This window comes from Inquilinus sp. Marseille-Q2685 (genome assembly GCF_916619195.1).
GTDB lineage: Bacteria > Pseudomonadota > Alphaproteobacteria > DSM-16000 > Inquilinaceae > Inquilinus.
The window spans coordinates 404,938-420,390 of sequence record NZ_CAKAKL010000002.1 but is presented as its reverse complement, the minus strand read 5'-3'; the positions used below and the strand labels follow the sequence as shown (position 1 = coordinate 420,390).

The window sequence follows — 15,453 nt, the reverse complement described above, 5'->3', positions numbered from 1 at the left end:
CGCCCATCAATCGAGCTGCAGCACGATCCCCTTCAGATAGGCGCTCTCCGGCAGCAGCGGATGCACCGGATGGTCCGGCCCGGCGCCGGACTGGCGCAGGATCCGGCCGGTCCGCCCGGCATCGACCAGGCCGCGCGCCACCTGCTCCGCGAACAGCGCCGGGTCGACGTGATGGCTGCAGGAGAAGGCGCAGAGGAAGCCGCCGCGCTCGGTCACCCGCGCCGCCAGGCGGGCCAGCTTGGCATAGCCGCGGGCGCCGGCGGCAAGGTCCTTCTTCGACTTCACGAAGGCCGGCGGGTCGACCACCACCACCGGCCAGCGCTCGCCCTCCCCGCCCCTGCGCTCCAGCTCGGCGAAGGCCTCACCGCGGGCGGTCGAGACGCGATCGGCGACACCGTTGGCCGCCGCCGCCTTGGCCGCCAGCTCCAGCGACGGGGCCGAGCGGTCGACCAGCGTCACCGCCTCCGCCCCCGCCAGCGCCGCCTGGATGCCGAAGCCGCCGGTGTGGGTATAGACGTCGAGTAGCCGCCGGCCGCGGGCCAGCCTGGCCACGAAGGCGCGGTTGTCGCGCTGGTCGAAGAACCAGCCGGTCTTCTGGCCGCCGAGGGGATCGGCCTCGAACTTGGCGCCGTTCTCCTCCACCGCGATCGGGCCGTCGACGGCGCCGCGGGCGACCCGAACCTCCTCCGCCAGCCCTTCCAGGCCGCGCACGGCGCTGTCGTTGCGCAGCACGATCGCGCGGGGCCTCAGGAGATCCTCCAGCGCGTCGCAGAGCGAGCCTTCCAGCCGGTCCATCAGCGCCGTGTTGCTCTGCATCACCAGCACGTCGCCATAGCGGTCGACGATCAGCCCCGGCAGCCCGTCGGCCTCGGCATGGACCAGGCGGTAGAAGGGCCGGTCGAACAGCGCGTCGCGCAGCGCCTGCGCCGCGGCCAGGCGCCGGCGCAGGAAGGCGGTGTCGATCGCCGCGTCCGAGCTGCGGTCGAGCATGCGCACGGCGATCAGCGCGTGCCGGTTGAAGCCGCCGACGCCGAGGGCCTTGCCGTTCGCCGCCTCGACCCGCACCGGGGCGCCCAGCGGCACCTCGCGCAGCTCCGGCGTCATGGCGATCTCGTTCGAGAAGATCCAGGGATGGCCGGCGGCGACGCGCTTGTCGCGGCCGGGCTGCAGGCGGATGAGCGGCAGGTCGGTCATGGCGGCGGAGCATAGGGGCGCGGCCGCAGGACGGGAACCATGATCGGCGTTGACGCCATGCCGGCCGGTCCTGTCTGCTGCCTCTCGCCGCCGCCAACGAGACCGCCATGACCATCCGCCCGGGCCCGCGCAATTCCATCACCGACATCGCCGGCCTGCTGGTCGGCCAGGCCGAGGACATGGCCGCCCGCACGGGCGTGACCGTGCTGCTGCCACAGGCGCGCTGCACCGCCGCCGTCGATGTCCGCGGCGGCGCCCCGGGCACGCGGGACACCGACGCTCTGGACCCGACCTGCCTGGTCGAGGCGGTGGACGCGCTGGTGCTGTCCGGCGGGTCGGTGCACGGGCTGGAGGCCGCGTCCGGCGTCGTCGCCTGGCTGGCCGCGCGCGGCCGCGGCCATCCGGTGGGCCGTGTCCGGGTGCCGATCGTGCCGGCGGCCATCCTGTTCGACCTGACCAATGGCGGCGACAAGGGCTGGGGCGGCACCCCGCCCTACCGCGCCCTGGCGCTGGCCGCCTGCGACGCCGCCGGGGTCGAGGTGCGGCAGGGCAATGCCGGGGCCGGCACCGGCGCCAAGACCGCGACCTGCAAGGGCGGGCTGGGCACCGCCTCGGCGGTCGATCCCGAGACTGGTGTCACGATCGGCGCCCTGGTCGCCGCCAACCCGGTCGGCGCCGTGACCATGCCGGACGGCACCTTCTGGGCCTGGCCCTGGGAGCAGGAGGGCGAGTTCGGCGGCCCGCACCGCCCGGCCGGCCCGGCGACGCCGGAGCCGGTGCTGTACCGCCACCCCGAGGCGGCAGGGGCCGGCGGCAACACCACGATCGGCGTCGTCGCGGTCGACGCCGCCCTGACCAAGGCCGAGGCCCAGCGCCTGGCGATCATGGCGCAGGACGGGCTGGCCCGCGCCATCCGCCCGGTGCACACGCCGATGGACGGCGACACCATCTTCGCCCTGGCCACCGGCGCCGTGCCGCTGCCCGAGCCGCGGGCGGTGGCGCTGGCCCGGATCGGCGCCATCGCCGCCGACTGCGTCGCCCGCGCCATCGCCCGCGGCGTCTGGCATGCCGAAACGCTGGGGCCGCACACCGCCTGGCGGGAGAAATACGGCGCCATCAAGTAAGATCACGACCATGAGTTTCCTGTCATTCCCGGGCTTGACCCGGCAATCCAGAGAGCGTCGAGACCTTCTGGATGCCCGGGTCAAGCCCGGGAATGACACTGAAGAGAGGATTTGCCTTTCGTCCGACGGCTTTCAAAAGCACCAAGGCAAGCCTTGAACCCGCCCCGGCGGCGCTGCCATCATCCGCGGCGAACGCGAAGCGCCGGGATTCGCGCCGGCCGGCGACGGCACGGCCGAACAGGGAGACGACGATGGGGATGAGGGGCATGCTCGCCGCCGCCGTACTGGCGGTCGGGCTGATCGCGACGCCGGCGCTGGCCGCCAAGGACCAGGCCGTGATCGGCATGGTGCTGGAGCCGCCGAATCTGGACCCGACCGGCGGCGCCGCCGCGGCCATCGCCGAGGTGGTCTACGCCAATGTCTTCGAGGGGCTGACCCGGATCGACGAGAACGGCCAGGTGCAGCCCGGCCTGGCCACCGAATGGAAAGTGTCCGACGACGGGCTGACCTACACCTTCACCCTGCGCCGCGGCACCACCTTCCACGACGGCACGAAGTTCGACAGCGAGGCGGTGAAGTTCTCCCTGGACCGCGCCCGCGCCGCCGATTCGACCAACCCGCAGAAGGCGTTCTTCGAGCCGATCCAGTCGGTGGACACCCCGGCCTCGGACCAGGTGGTGATCACCCTGTCGCATCCGGACGGGCTGTTCCTGTTCCATCTCGGCCAGGCGGCGGCGCTGATCGTGGCGCCGAACTCCGCCGCCGGCAACGGCACCCACCCGATCGGCACCGGCCCGTTCAAATTCGTCGAATGGGTGGCCGGCGACCATGTCACGCTCGAACGTACCGACGCCTATGCCGGCGAGAAACCGAAGCTGAACCGGCTGATCTTCCGCTTCGTCGCCGACCCGGCGGCGGCCTCGGCCGCGGTGATGTCGGGCGACATCGACGCCTTCCCGAACATGCCGGCGCCGGAGACGCTGGACCAGTTCAAGGCCGATCCGCGCTTCGCGGTCGAGATCGGCACCACCGCCGGCGAGACCGTGATGGCGGTGAACCAGCGCCGCAAGCCGTTCGGCGACGTGAAGGTCAGGCGAGCTCTGGCCATGGCGATCGACCGCCAGGCGCTGATCGACGGCGCCATGTTCGGCTACGGCACCCCGATCGGCAGCCATTTCGCGCCCTATGAGGCCGCCTACAAGGACCTGACCGGCGCCTATCCCTACGATCCGGCGAAAGCCAAGGCGCTGCTGGCCGAGGCCGGCTATCCCGACGGCTTCAGGGCGACCCTGAAGCTGCCGCCGCCCGGCTATGCCCGCCGCGGCGGCGAGATCATCCAGGCGCAGCTGGCCGAGATCGGCGTCCAGGTCGAGCTGGTGCCGGTGGAATGGGCGCAGTGGCTGGAGCAGGTGTTCAAGGGCTTCGACTACGACATGACCATCGTCGCCCACACCGAGGCGCTGGACATCGACATCTACGCCCGCGGCAAGGACAAGTACTATTTCGGCTACGACAACCCGGCCTTCGACCAGGTGATCCAGCAGCTGAACCGCACGGTCGACCCTGAGCAGCGGAAGGCGCTGTACCAGCAGGCGCAGCAGATCCTGTCCGACGACGAGGCCGCGGTGTTCCTGTTCCAGCTGCCCAAGACCGGCGTGCGCAACGCCAAGCTGATGGGGATGTGGAAGAACAGCCCGATCGCCGCCAACGACATGACCAAGGCCTATTGGGCGGAATGAGAGGGGACGATTCCCTCGTAGGTTGGGTTCGCGGCCCGCGAACCCAACACGGTTCCATGCTGTTGGGTTCGCCATCGGCGAACCCAACCTACGCCCGTCTCTGATCCATGCTCGGCTTCCTGGGGCGGCGGGTGCTGACGCTGCTGTTCACGCTGGTCGCCGCCTCGGTCGTGGTGTTCACCGTGCTCGAGGTGCTGCCGGGCGACCCGGCCCTCTTGATGCTGGGCACCGAGGCGCGCGAGGACACGCTGGCGGCGCTGCGCAGCCAGATGGGCCTCGACCGGCCGGCGCCGGTCCGCTACCTCGACTGGGTCGGCGGCGCCCTGACCGGCGATTTCGGCACCAGCTACACCTACAAGATGCCGGTGGCGACGCTGATCGGCGATCGTCTCGCGGTGACCGCGCCGCTGGCGCTGTTCGCCCTGCTGCTGTCGACCGCGCTGGCCATCCCGCTCGGCATGCTGGCCGCCGTGAAGCACAACCGCGTCGGCGACTGGGGGGTGATGGGGTTCAGCCAGCTCGGCCTCGCCGTGCCCAGCTTCTGGGTCGGCATCATGCTGATCTGGCTGTTCGCGCTGCAGCTCGGCTGGTTCGGCGCCGGCGGCTTCCCCGGCTGGTCCGCCGGCTGGGCCCCGGCGCTGCACGCGCTGATCCTGCCGGCCCTCGCCTTGGCCCTCACCGAGGCGGCGATCCTGGCCCGCATCGTCCGCTCCTCGATGCTGGAGACGATGCGCGAGGACTATGTCCGCACCGCCCGGGCCAAGGGGCTGAGCCGGGGCGAGGTGCTGCGCCGGCACGTGCTGCGCAACGCGCTGATCCCGGTCGCCACCATCGTCGGGCTGCAGTTCGGCTTCCTGATGGCGGGCGCGGTGGTGGTGGAGAACGTGTTCACCCTGCCCGGCCTCGGCCGCCTCGCCTTCCAGGCCATCGCCCAGCGCGACCTGATCGTGGTCAAGGACGTGGTGGTGCTGCTGGCCGCCATCGTCGTCGTGGTCAATTTCCTGGTCGACGTGATCTACGCCGTGATCGACCCGCGGCCGAAGCAGGCGGGGTGATCATGGTCCGGCTGCTCGCCCATCGCGGCTTCGCCCTCGGCCTGCTCCTGTGCCTGGTGTTCATCGGCATGGCCGTGGTCAGCCTCGTCTGGACGCCGTTTCCGCCGAACGCCATCTCGATCCCCCAGAAGCTGCAGGGGCCGGGCGCACTGCACTGGCTGGGCACCGACCAGCTGGGCCGCGACACCCTCTCGCGCATCATGGTCGGCGCCCGCACCTCGGTCGCGGTCGGGGTGGTGGCGGTCGCGATCGGACTCGTCATCGGCGTGCCGCTGGGCCTGTGGGCCGCCGCCCGGCGCGGCTGGACCGACGAGGTGCTGGGCCGCGCCGTCGCCCTGACCTTCGCCTTCCCCGCCATCCTCAGCGCCATCCTGATCACCGCGCTGCTCGGCCCCGGGGCGGTCAACGCCATCCTGGCGATCGGCATCTTCAACATCGCCGTCTTCGCCCGGGTGGCGCGCGGCGCCGCGCTGGTGGTCTATGGCCGCGACTTCGTCCGGGCCGCCCAGTCGCTGGGCCGTTCGCGCCTGGACATCGCGCTGCGCCACGTGCTGCCGAACATGGCCAACGCCCTGATCGTGCAGGCGACGATCCAGTTCGCCATCGCCATCCTGGCCGAGGCGGCTTTGGGCTATCTCGGCCTCGGCACCCAGCCGCCGCAGGCCAGCTGGGGCAAGATGCTGCTGGACGCCCAGACCCTGCTGGCCCAGGCGCCGCTGCAGGCGGTGTTCCCGGGCCTCGCCATCGCCGTGGCGGTGCTGGGCCTCAACCTGATCGGCGACGGGCTGCGCGACCTGCTGGATCCAAGAATGAAGGTCGGGCGCATCGGCTGACGCAAAAACTTTGCGTCATGACACGATCATCGCGCGCATCTCCCGCCCGCCGGCGGATAGGGTCACGACACTTCTACCCACCCCGGGACCGACCATGAAGCTGCTGTACCAGACTCATTCTCCTTACGCTCGCAAGGTGCTGGTGATGGCGCATGAGGCCGGCTTGGCCGGCCGGATCGAGGTGATCCATCACGAGACCAGCCCGACCCGGCGCAACGAGGCGGTCTATGCCGCCAACCCGCTGGGCAAGGTGCCGGTGCTGATCTGCGAGGACGGGCTGGCGCTGTTCGACAGCGTCGCGATCTGCGACCACCTGGACGGCCTGCATGACGGTCCGAAGCTGATCCCGCCCGCTGGCCGGGCGCGCGCCCTGACCCTGCGGCTGCAGGCGCTGGCCCAGGGGCTGGCCGATGCCGGCATCGCCCTGCGCTGGGAGACCGAGCGCCGGCCGGAGGCGCTGCGCTATCCCGCCCTGGCCGAGGGCCAGGCGGCGAAGCTGGTCGCAGCCTACGACTTCGTCGAGCGCGAGGTCGATCTCGACGGCCCGGTCGAGCTGGGCCAGATCGCCCTGGCCACGGCGCTGAGCTGGCTGGAGTTCCGCGGCCTGCCGGCGTTCCGCCTCGGCCGGCCGCGCCTCTCCGCCTGGTTCGACGCCTTCAGCCGCCGCCCCTCGATGCTGGCCACGCCGCTATCCGGCGAAACCCACGACTGAGATCAGGCGACGACGAGATCCGTCGGCGCCAGGGTCAGCGGCTCGCAGCCGGTGTCGGTGACCAGCACGGTCTGGCCCGAGGTCATCGCCAGGCCCCGGTCGCTATCGTAGAGGATGATATGGATGAAGAACACCATCCCGGGCGCCGCCAGGGTCGGGTTGCCGTGGAAGAACATCGACAGGCCGGGCGCGTCCATCCAGTTCGGTGCGAAGGTGGTGCCCAGCGAATAGCCGCAGGCGTTCAACCGCGCATGGCGCAGCCCGGCGGCGTCCGCCACCCGGGCATGGGCGTCGAACACGTCGCCGAGCGGCCGGCCCGGCTTCAGCGCCGCCTTCGCCGCCTCCAAAGCCTCGACCGCCGCCCGGTGCATCGCCCGGTGCTCCGGCGAGGCCTTGCCGACCAGCAGGGTCCGCATCAGGCAGGCGTGGTAGTGGCGGTAGGTGCCGGCGAATTCCAGCGTCAGCTGGTCCTCGGCCGACAGGTGCCGGCGGCCGGTGAAGTAGCGGCACATCAGGGCGCCGGGGCCGGAGCCGATGATGAACTCGTTGGCCGGGTCGTCGCCGCCGCCGCGCCAGACCGCGCCCTGCATCGCCGCCAGGATGTCGCCCTCGAAGGCGCCCGGCTTCGTCAGCCTCACCGCCTCGTCATAGGCGGCGTCGGCCAGCTTCGCCGCCTCGCGCACATAGGCGAGCTCGGCCGGGCTCTTGATCAGCCGGAAGCGGGAGACGAGGTCCGAGGCGTCCTCGTGCTGCGCGTAGCCGTCGAGCTTGGCCTTGAGCCGGAAGCCGAGCGCCGCGGTCAGGCCGTAGGCGTCCCATTCGACGCCGACCTTGCCGCCGCGGACGTCGTATTCGTCGAGGATCTTCAGCAGGTCGTCCGCCGGCTCCGACCCCGCGCGGTCGACCCAGACGCGGACATCCTCGATCACCGAGGTGAAGCGGGCCTGGCGCTCGTCGGCGGAGCGGGTCAGCAGCGTCATCCGGCCGTCGGCGCCGAGCCACAGGCACTGGAAATAGACGTAGCCGAAGGTGTCGTAGCCGGTCAGCCAGTACAGCGACTCCTGGCGGAACACCAGAAGGCCGTCGAGGCCGCGGGCTGCGATCTCGGCGCAGATGCGGCGGCGGCGGTCCGCCAGCTCCGACGCCTCGAAATGGATCGGCATGGCGGCCTCAGCGCTTCTGGCGGATCTCGGCGATCGGCTCGGCGTAGCGGTACTCGATGTCCCAGGGGAAGAAGATCCAGGTGTCCTGGCTGACCTCGGTGATGAAGGTGTCGACCAGCGGCCGCCCGGCCGGCTTGGCGTAGACCGTGGCGAAATGCGCCTTCGGCAGCAGGTCGCGCACCACCCGGGCGGTGCGGCCGGTGTCGACCAGGTCGTCGACGATCAGCCAGCCCTCGCCGTCGCCTTCCACCGGTGGCTTCAGGATCTTGGATTCCCGCATGTCCTGGTGGTCGTAGGTCGAGACGCAGACCGTGTCGATCAGCCGGACGTCGAGCTCGCGCGCCAGGATCGCGGCCGGCACCAGCCCGCCGCGAGTGATGGCGACGATGCCCTTCCACGGCCCCAGCTCGGCCAGGCGCCAGGCCAGGGCGCGGGCGTTCCTGTGCAGCTCCTCCCAGGAGACCGGAAAGTCCTTCCGGAACGTCGCGTGATCGGCCATGTCGGATCTCCAAAACCCCTGGGGAATTGGCGCTTCATAGCGCAACCCGACCTGCACCGGAAGGGGAGGCCCGCCTTTCCCACCCTCCATGCGGCCTGCGTTGCCTTGCGGCGAGGTGAATGCGGCTCCGGGCGGCGAAGAGCGTATAGAGACATACGGTCGAGCCACCCGGAACCGCAGGCGCCCGCCGCAAGGCAACCCTCCGGGCCGGTTGAAGACGCCGGCAGGGTGCGTCGCCGCGCTTGCCCGATGGAGCCCCATCGCGCCGCGCGCGGCTCCTGCCCTGCCGGTGTCTTGAACCGGCGCAGGCCACACGGAGGGTGGGAAAGGCGGGCCTGGCCTTGATCTCGCCATGCTTGCCCACGATTCTCCGCCTGCAGCCCCCGGGGCTGCGCTGAGACCAGAGAGTGGAATGCGCGCCTTTGTCCTGACCGCCGCCCTGATCGCCGTCGCCGCCGGGTCCGCCTCGGCTGCCGAATCCTGCGACGTGAACGCCGAATCCGCGGCCGTCGTCGCCGCCTGGGGCGCCAAGGTGCGCGACGGGTCGCTGCCCGAGGACAAGCTGTCCGAGATCTCGAAGAAGATCCAGTCGCTGCCCTCGATCAGCGCCCAGGACCCGAACAAGGCCTGCGCCGTCCTGGCCGAGATCAAGCGCGACCTGGGGCTGTAGCCCGGCAGGCCGGAGGCCGGGCCGCCCTCAGCGGAAACCGACCATCGCCAGCGCCCGCTGGACCTTCTCGGCCGGCCAGCGCTTGACCTCGCCCGGCGGCTCCCTGCGGCTGGTGACGGCCGTCCCCTCGCCGGGGCCGAGCGTGACCGAGCCGGCATCGGTCGAGACCTCGACCGCGCCGTCGAGCACGAGGACGCCGAAGGCGCCGTCGATCGGCCCGGCGAAGAAGCGGGTGCCGCGCACCCCGAGCGTCGCGACGCCGGTCTCGATGGTGACGCTGCGGTTGGGCGCCTGCTCGACGCCGCCGCCGACGAACATGAAGGCGCCCTGCAGCCGGCGCAGCGCCAGCGTGGCGCCGCCATCGGCCCCGCCATAGGCGAAGCGGTCGACCAGCAGCCGCGCCGCCGGCCCCAGCATCAGCTCGGTGCCGTCGTCGAGCTTGACCTGCAGCCGCGACTGCGGACCGGTCCACAGCGTGTCGTCGAGGAACACCGGCGAGGCCGGGTCGAGCAGCCGGTCCTGGCCCTGATAGTAGGCGCCGGCCGCCGGCTCCAGCCGGTCGACCTGGCCGATCTGCGGACGGTCCTCGGCCAGGGCGGCTGCCGGCAGCAGCAGGCAGGCGAGGGCGAACCCGATCGAGCGTGATAGTCGTGACATCGCAATCTCCCTTTCCGAGAGATCATGGTTCGGAACGGGGCCGTCCGGTGTTACCTGGGTCATTGCGCAGCGCAACCGGCCTTCCCGTCGTGGAAGACAGTCCCTATCCTAGCGCAACCGAGACAGGAGAGTGTCAGTGGCCAGCGTTCCGCCGGCGGAGAAGCGCCGTCTTCTGTCCGAGACCCCGTTCTTCGCCGCCTTCCCCCCGTCGCAGCGCGATGCCCTGGCCGCCCGGCTGACCGAACGCAGCCACGAGGACGGCGACACCATCTTCCTGCGCGGCGACGAGAGCACCAGCCTGATGATCGTGGCCTCCGGCCGGGTGGCGCTGCGCCTGACCTCGCCGCAGGGGCGCGAGATCCTGCTCGCCATCCTCGAGCCGGGCGAGATCTTCGGCGAGATGTCGCTGCTGGACGGCCGCGGCCGCAGCGCCGACGCCGTCGCCTTCGGCCCCTGCCGGCTGCTGAGCCTGGAGCGCCGCGACATGCTGCCGGTGCTGCAGGACTCGCCCGAGGCCTGCATCCGGCTGCTGGAGCTGCTGTCGACCCGGCTGCGGCGCACCAGCGACCAGCTCGAGGGCGTGGCCCTCCTGACCCTGCCGTCGCGGCTGGCGCGGCTGCTGCTGACGCTGAGCGAAGCCCGCGGGTCCCGCGGCACGGGGGGCGAGGTGCTGCTGCCGCTGGACCTGTCGCAGCGCGACCTCGGCCAGCTGATCGGGGCCAGCCGGGAGAAGGTCAACCTGCAGCTCGGCCGCTGGTCCGCCGAAGGGCTGCTGCGGCGGCAGGACGGGGCGCTGGTGATCTGCGACACCGACGCGCTCGCCGACATCGCCGACGCGGGAGTGCCCTGACTCCCATGCACGGCCTGTGGCGCCGCTTCGGCCCGATCCTGCCCGGGCTTCTCGTCCTGGCCGGCCTGCTGGCGCTGCGCCTGGCCGACCCGACGCCGGTGGCGGCGCTGCGGCTGCAGGGATTCGACCTGTTCCAGCGCTTGGCGCCGCCCGCCTACGACCCCGGCGTGCCGGTCCGCGTGATCGCGATCGACGACGAGTCGCTGCGCCGGGTCGGGCAGTGGCCCTGGCCGCGCGACCGACTGGCCCGGCTGGTCGAGCGGCTGGCCCGGGCCGGCGCCGCGGCGGTCGTGCTCGACCTCATCCTCGCCGAGCCGGACCGCACCGCCCCGACCCGGATCGCGGAGGCGCTGGCCGGCCGCGCCGACCCGGCCACGCTGGCGGCGCTGACCAAGGGGCTGCCGGATCCCGACCACGACCTCGCGGCGGCGCTCGGCCGGGCCCCGAGCGTCGTCGCCTTCGCCCTGGCCGAGGAGCCGGGCCGAATGCCGCGCGTCGCCGCCAGCTTCGCCGAGATCGGGCCGGCGCGGGAGCGGCTGGACCGCTTCGCCGGGGCGGTGCCGAGCCTGCCGGAATTCGAGGCCGCGGCGGCGGGCAACGGCAGTATCGGTACCGCCGCCGGGCGGGACGAGGTGCTGCGGCGGCTTCCCGCGGTCGCCCTGCTCGGCGACGCCCTGATCCCGTCGCTCGCGGTCGAGGCGCTGCGGGTCGCCCAGGGCGCCGGCACGGTGACGCTGCGGGCCGTCGCGGACGGCTCGGGGCTGGATGCGGTCCGGGTCGGCGCGGTGATCCTGCCGGTGGCGCCCGATGGCCGGTTCTGGCTGCAGTTCACGCCGGACACGCCGGCCCGGCAGGTCCCGGCCTGGCGGGTGCTCGACCCCGCCGTGCCGGATGCCGAGCTCGCGGCCGCGCTGCGCGGGCGGATCTTGTTGATCGGCGTCACCGCCGCCGGCTTCGGCGACACCGTGCTGACCCCACTGCGCGACCGCATCGCGGGCGTGACCGCCCATGCCGAGGCGCTGGAGCAGATCCTGCTCGGCCGCCAGCTCACCCGGCCGGCCTGGGCCATGGCCGCGGAGATCGGGCTGCTGCTGGTGCTGGGCCTCGGCCTGATCGCGTCCTGGCGGCGGCTGCCCGCGATCATCTCGGGCGGCGTCGTGGTGCTGATCGCCGCCGCCCTCGCCGCCGGCGCCTTCCTGGCCTATCGGCAGGCCGGGCTGCTGCTCGACCCGACCCTGCCGGCGCTCGGCCTGCTGCTGACCCACGGCGTCGTGGCAGCGACGGCGCAATGGCGGGTCGAGCGCGACCGCCGGACCATCCGCGCCGCCTTCGCCCGCTATCTGGCCCCCGCCCTGGTGGCCCGGCTGGCGGAGCATCCGGAGCGGCTGCGGCTGGGCGGCGAGTGGCGCGAGATGTCCTTCGTCTTCACCGACATCGCGGGCTTCACCAGCCTGAGCGAGACGGTGCCGCCCGACCGGCTGGTGGCCACGCTGAACGCCTATTTCGACGGCCTCTGCGGCTGCGTCCTCGACGCCGGCGGCACCATCGACAAGATGGTGGGCGACGCGCTGCACGCGATGTTCGGCGCGCCGGTGGACCAGCCCGACCACGCCGAGCGCGCCGTCGCCTGCGCCCTGGCGATCCATCGCTTCGCCACCGGCTTCGCCGCCGCCCGGCGGGCCGAGGGCATGCCCTTCGGCGAGACCCGGATCGGGGTCACGACCGGCAGCGCGGTGGTCGGCAATTTCGGCAGCCGGCATCATTTCGACTACACCGCCTACAGCGAGGCGGTGAACCTGGCGGCGAGGCTGGAGCACGCCAACAAGGCGCTGGGAACGCCGCTCTGCATCTCCGCCGCCGCGGCCAGGGCCTGCCCGGGCCGGAGCTTCCGGCCGGTCGGGCGGCTGCTGCTGCGCGGTGTCGGCACCCCGGTCGAGGCGATGATGCCCGACGAGCTATGCCCCGCCCCGGCCGGGGCCTATGCCGCGGCCTACGCGGCGGTGCGGCGGGGCGAGGCCGGGGCGTCCGCCCTCTTCGCGGTGCTGGCGGCGGAGCACCCGGAAGACCCGCTGGCGCGGCTGCATGCCCGGCGCCTGGCCGAAGGCGCCAAGGACGACCTGATCGCGATCGATTGAGAGACCGTGCGGAAATGCACCTGGCGCGGCCGTCTGACGGCGGACTCGAAGCTTCCGGTGCTCACGCACCAAACGTGCGCTGCGCTCCGGTTCTCGAACCCACTGCCGGCCGACTCACGCCAGCGCATTTCCAAACGGTCTCTGAGGGATCAGCGGCGGCGCGGCAGGCGGATCGCGACCGTCTGGCGGGTCGGCGCCCACACCGTCCAGCGCGGCGGCCGGGCCACCCAGCGATGCGAGATCTGCGTCGGCCGCTCCAGGCCGTCTTCCTGCCGGGCGGCGCGGCACAGGGCGAGGCCGTAGACGAGGGCGAGCGCGAAACCGCCGATGAGAGCGATGAGAGCCGCGAGCATCATCCGTACCTCCTGCCCCTGGAAACGACGGAGCCGCCCTGCGGGTTCCCGCCGCCCTCCCGGACCGAGGCGACGAGTCAGTTCGCGATCCGATCCAGCGGACCGTCGCCATCGCCGCCGACGGCATCCTGGACCGCGTCGATCGCCGCATCCTGCGCGGCGTCCTGCACCGCCTCCATGGCGGTATCCTGGGCGTCCTCCACGGGCCGCAGGATGTCGCCGACGGATCTCTCCAGCGACCCGACGGCGGTGCCGGCCGCGCCCAGCAGATGCCAGATCCCGAGGACGGCCTCGCAACGGGTGCTGGGCGAAAAGGTCGCGAGCGCCGCTTCGCAGTTCTCCCGGCTGCCGGCCAGGACCGGCGTCTGCGCGGCCGCGTCGCCATCGGCCGTGAGATAGTAGACGGGTGTCAGGGCCATGCGGGCCGCGATCGCCGCCGCGAAGATAACCACTGCCGCTCGCATGCTCGGCCTCGCCGGATCGTCCTGGGGGCCGGACAGCTATACCGTCCCGGGATGGGGAGGCCAACCCGGCAGTCCCGTGCGGACGCCCGTTCTCCGGGAGCTGGCTGGGGCGCTAGGATTCGAACCTAGGAATGGCGGGACCAAAACCCGCTGCCTTACCGCTTGGCTACGCCCCAATCGGCCGGGCGGGATAGATAGCCCAGCCGGTGCCGCATCGCAACCGCGCGTTGCCGGCCCGGTTCCGGCATAATAGAAGATTAGGCGCGTATGCGGGGCAGCGCGGGTCAGGCAAACGGTCGAGGCAGGTCACGGCATGAGCGGCGAGCAGCCCCTTGGGGATTCCCTGCACTTCCCGGCGCAGAACGCGCCCGAGACGACGGAGGACGCGCGGCTCAGATCGCTGAACGACAGCGTGCTGCAGCTGCAGCAGGAACTGCGCAACGCCCGCGGCGAGATCGACGCGCTCAACGACCGCCTGGCGGAGGCGCCGCCGTCCCCGCGCCGCGGCGGGCTGGCCGGATGGATCGCGGCGGCGCTGATCGCCATCCTCGGCATCGGCGGGATCGCCCTGGCGGGATTCGGCTCGCGCGAGCGGGGCCCCGCGCCCCCTGCCCCCCCGGCGGAGACGCCGGCGGTGGCGACCGCCGCCCGGCCCCGACACCGGCCTCGCCATCGGCCGAGCCGGTCCCCGCCGCCATACCGGCTGCCGCGACGACCACGGCCGCCGAGAGCCGGCCGGAGCCGCCCGCGGCAGCACGGGCCGAGGCACCGGCGCCCGCGACCCCGCAGCCGGCGGCGCCCGCCGAGGCCGCCGCCACCCCGGCCCCGCAGCCCGTGCCCGAAGGCACCGCCGCCCCAGCCGCGCCGCCCGCCTCCACCGATGCCGGGCCTGTCCCGGTCCGGACGGCGGAGGCCGCCGCGGCGCCGCCGGCCACCGAACCGCCCCCCCAAGCCCCGGCCGTGCCGGCCGCCTCCCCGGCGCCGGCCGATGCCTCGGCCCCGCCGGCACCGCAGGCTGAGACCGCCGCGACGCCGCCCGCCGACGCGCAGCCGGCGGCCCAGGCTCCGGCGGCGCCTTCCTCCGACCAGGCCGCCGCCGCCCCGGACGATCCGGCGGCGCAGGCGCCGCTGCCGGCGGACGCCTCGGCCGAGTTGCGCACCCTGGCCCGCCGCGCGGTCGCCGGCGCGCCCGACGCCGAGCACGATCTGGGCACCTTCTACGCCCTCGGCCTGCAGGTGCCGCGCAGCTTCGAGCGGGCCGCCTACTGGTACCGCAAGGCCGCCGACCACGGCGTCAGCAATGCCGCCTACAATCTCGGCGTGCTGCTGGAGCGCGGCCTCGGCGTGGCACGGGATTCGGCGACGGCGACGGCCTATTTCCGCAAGGCGGCCGATGCCGGCCACCCCGATGCGCAGAACGCGCTCGGCCTGGCCTATCTCAGCGGCGCCGGCGTCACCCGCGACCCGGCCGAGGCGCTGAAATGGTTCCGCCAGGCCAGCGCCAACGGCAACCCTCGCGGCGCCTTCAACATGGGCCGGCTGTACGAGACCGGCGCGGTCGGCGCCCCCGATCCGCGCGCCGCCGCCGGCTGGTACCGGGTCGCGGCCGATGCCGGCAACGCCGACGCCAAGGCGGCGCTGGCCCGGCTGCAGGACGACACGCCGCGCAGCGGCTTCGTCACCCTGACCCCCACGCGGCCGCCCCGGCCGTGCCGGCGCCCCCCCCCCGCCGATGCCAGCGCGGACCAGGCCCTCGGCGCGCTCGCGTCCCAGCTGGCCCCGCCCGGAGCGGCGGAGCCGGCCGCGGCCGCGACGCCCGAGGACCAGCCCGTGACCGCCGCCCGGGCCCCGATCCGGCCCCCGATGCCGGGCCGGCGGCCGGCCGCCGGCAGAACCGGCGACGGCATCCGCCGACGCCGCACCGGCCACCGCACCGGCAGCGGCGGAGCCGCGCGCGAGCCGGCGGCCCCGCAGTCGCCGCGGCGCAGCCGGCCGCCCCCGATGC

At 73.2% G+C, this 15,453-nt stretch carries 15 protein-coding genes, 1 tRNA gene and 1 pseudogene; 9 read left to right on the top strand and 8 right to left on the bottom strand.

The features are described 5' to 3' along the window. Positions 1-6: 6 nt before the first annotated feature. Entirely contained in the window at positions 7-1,194 is a 1,188-nt protein-coding gene (locus LG391_RS10975; RefSeq protein ID WP_225768052.1) for a class I SAM-dependent rRNA methyltransferase, read from the bottom strand. Positions 1,195-1,301: 107 nt separating this feature from the next. Here LG391_RS10975 and LG391_RS10970 point away from each other — a divergent pair, with 107 nt between their 5' ends. Next, on the top strand, positions 1,302-2,318 hold the full coding sequence (locus LG391_RS10970; protein ID WP_225768051.1) for a P1 family peptidase: 1,017 nt from the start codon (positions 1,302-1,304) through the stop codon (positions 2,316-2,318). A 22-nt stretch (positions 2,319-2,340) separates the two neighbouring features. On the opposite strand, the gene LG391_RS10965 is transcribed toward LG391_RS10970, so the two are convergent. Next, positions 2,341-2,586, bottom strand: coding sequence for a hypothetical protein (locus LG391_RS10965; RefSeq protein WP_225768050.1), 246 nt, complete (start codon positions 2,584-2,586; stop codon positions 2,341-2,343). Between LG391_RS10965 and LG391_RS10960 the strand changes: the two genes are divergently transcribed. The 4 genes from LG391_RS10960 to LG391_RS10945 all read left to right on the top strand — a co-directional run bounded on the left by LG391_RS10960 (position 2,585) and on the right by LG391_RS10945 (position 6,657). Further along, a complete protein-coding gene (locus LG391_RS10960; RefSeq protein ID WP_225768049.1) occupies positions 2,585-4,057 on the top strand; it encodes an ABC transporter substrate-binding protein in 1,473 nt (490 codons plus the stop codon). The two genes, LG391_RS10965 and LG391_RS10960, sit on opposite strands and share 2 nt — an antisense overlap. Before the next feature lie 107 nt (positions 4,058-4,164). Then, on the top strand, positions 4,165-5,112 hold the full coding sequence (locus LG391_RS10955; RefSeq protein ID WP_225768048.1) for an ABC transporter permease: 948 nt from the start codon (positions 4,165-4,167) through the stop codon (positions 5,110-5,112). A gap of 2 nt (positions 5,113-5,114) precedes the next feature. Further along, positions 5,115-5,945 carry an ABC transporter permease gene (locus LG391_RS10950; protein WP_225768047.1) on the top strand — a complete coding sequence of 277 codons (831 nt, stop codon included), beginning with the start codon at positions 5,115-5,117 and terminating at the stop codon, positions 5,943-5,945. Between the two features lie 94 nt (positions 5,946-6,039). After that, positions 6,040-6,657 carry a glutathione S-transferase family protein gene (locus tag LG391_RS10945; protein WP_225768046.1) on the top strand — a complete coding sequence of 206 codons (618 nt, stop codon included), beginning with the start codon at positions 6,040-6,042 and terminating at the stop codon, positions 6,655-6,657. Positions 6,658-6,659: 2 nt separating this feature from the next. Here LG391_RS10945 and LG391_RS10940 read toward each other — a convergent pair whose 3' ends face one another. Together LG391_RS10940 and gpt are read right to left on the bottom strand one after the other, a co-directional pair. Beyond that, on the bottom strand, positions 6,660-7,820 hold the full coding sequence (locus tag LG391_RS10940; RefSeq protein ID WP_225768045.1) for a Xaa-Pro peptidase family protein: 1,161 nt from the start codon (positions 7,818-7,820) through the stop codon (positions 6,660-6,662). A 7-nt stretch (positions 7,821-7,827) separates the two neighbouring features. Continuing rightward, entirely contained in the window at positions 7,828-8,319 is a 492-nt protein-coding gene (gpt, locus tag LG391_RS10935; protein WP_225768044.1) for a xanthine phosphoribosyltransferase, read from the bottom strand. Positions 8,320-8,731: 412 nt separating this feature from the next. On the opposite strand from gpt, the gene LG391_RS10930 reads away from it, so the two are divergent. After that, positions 8,732-8,989, top strand: a complete 258-nt coding sequence (locus LG391_RS10930) for a hypothetical protein (RefSeq protein WP_225768043.1) — start codon at positions 8,732-8,734, stop codon at positions 8,987-8,989. A 27-nt stretch (positions 8,990-9,016) separates the two neighbouring features. Here LG391_RS10930 and LG391_RS10925 read toward each other — a convergent pair whose 3' ends face one another. Further along, positions 9,017-9,646 (bottom strand): FecR domain-containing protein, encoded by a 630-nt coding sequence (locus tag LG391_RS10925; protein ID WP_225768042.1) that lies wholly within the window; start codon positions 9,644-9,646, stop codon positions 9,017-9,019. A gap of 136 nt (positions 9,647-9,782) precedes the next feature. Here LG391_RS10925 and LG391_RS10920 point away from each other — a divergent pair, with 136 nt between their 5' ends. Together LG391_RS10920 and LG391_RS10915 are read left to right on the top strand one after the other, a co-directional pair. Beyond that, on the top strand, positions 9,783-10,496 hold the full coding sequence (locus LG391_RS10920; RefSeq protein WP_225768041.1) for a Crp/Fnr family transcriptional regulator: 714 nt from the start codon (positions 9,783-9,785) through the stop codon (positions 10,494-10,496). A 5-nt stretch (positions 10,497-10,501) separates the two neighbouring features. Continuing rightward, positions 10,502-12,631 carry a CHASE2 domain-containing protein gene (locus tag LG391_RS10915; RefSeq protein WP_225768040.1) on the top strand — a complete coding sequence of 710 codons (2,130 nt, stop codon included), beginning with the start codon at positions 10,502-10,504 and terminating at the stop codon, positions 12,629-12,631. A gap of 149 nt (positions 12,632-12,780) precedes the next feature. Here the strand turns inward: LG391_RS10915 and LG391_RS10910 are convergent, their stop codons facing one another. The 3 genes from LG391_RS10910 to LG391_RS10900 form a co-directional block, all read right to left on the bottom strand. Next, on the bottom strand, positions 12,781-12,987 hold the full coding sequence (locus LG391_RS10910) for a hypothetical protein (protein ID WP_225768039.1): 207 nt from the start codon (positions 12,985-12,987) through the stop codon (positions 12,781-12,783). A 74-nt stretch (positions 12,988-13,061) separates the two neighbouring features. Further along, a complete protein-coding gene (locus tag LG391_RS10905) occupies positions 13,062-13,448 on the bottom strand; it encodes a hypothetical protein (RefSeq protein WP_225768038.1) in 387 nt (128 codons plus the stop codon). 101 nt (positions 13,449-13,549) lie between these two features. Beyond that, a tRNA-Gln gene (locus tag LG391_RS10900) sits at positions 13,550-13,624 on the bottom strand. 91 nt (positions 13,625-13,715) lie between these two features. Here LG391_RS10900 and LG391_RS35025 point away from each other — a divergent pair. After that, positions 13,716-15,020 (top strand): annotated as a pseudogene (locus tag LG391_RS35025) (tetratricopeptide repeat protein); the annotation flags it as partial. Positions 15,021-15,453: the final 433 nt, after the last annotated feature.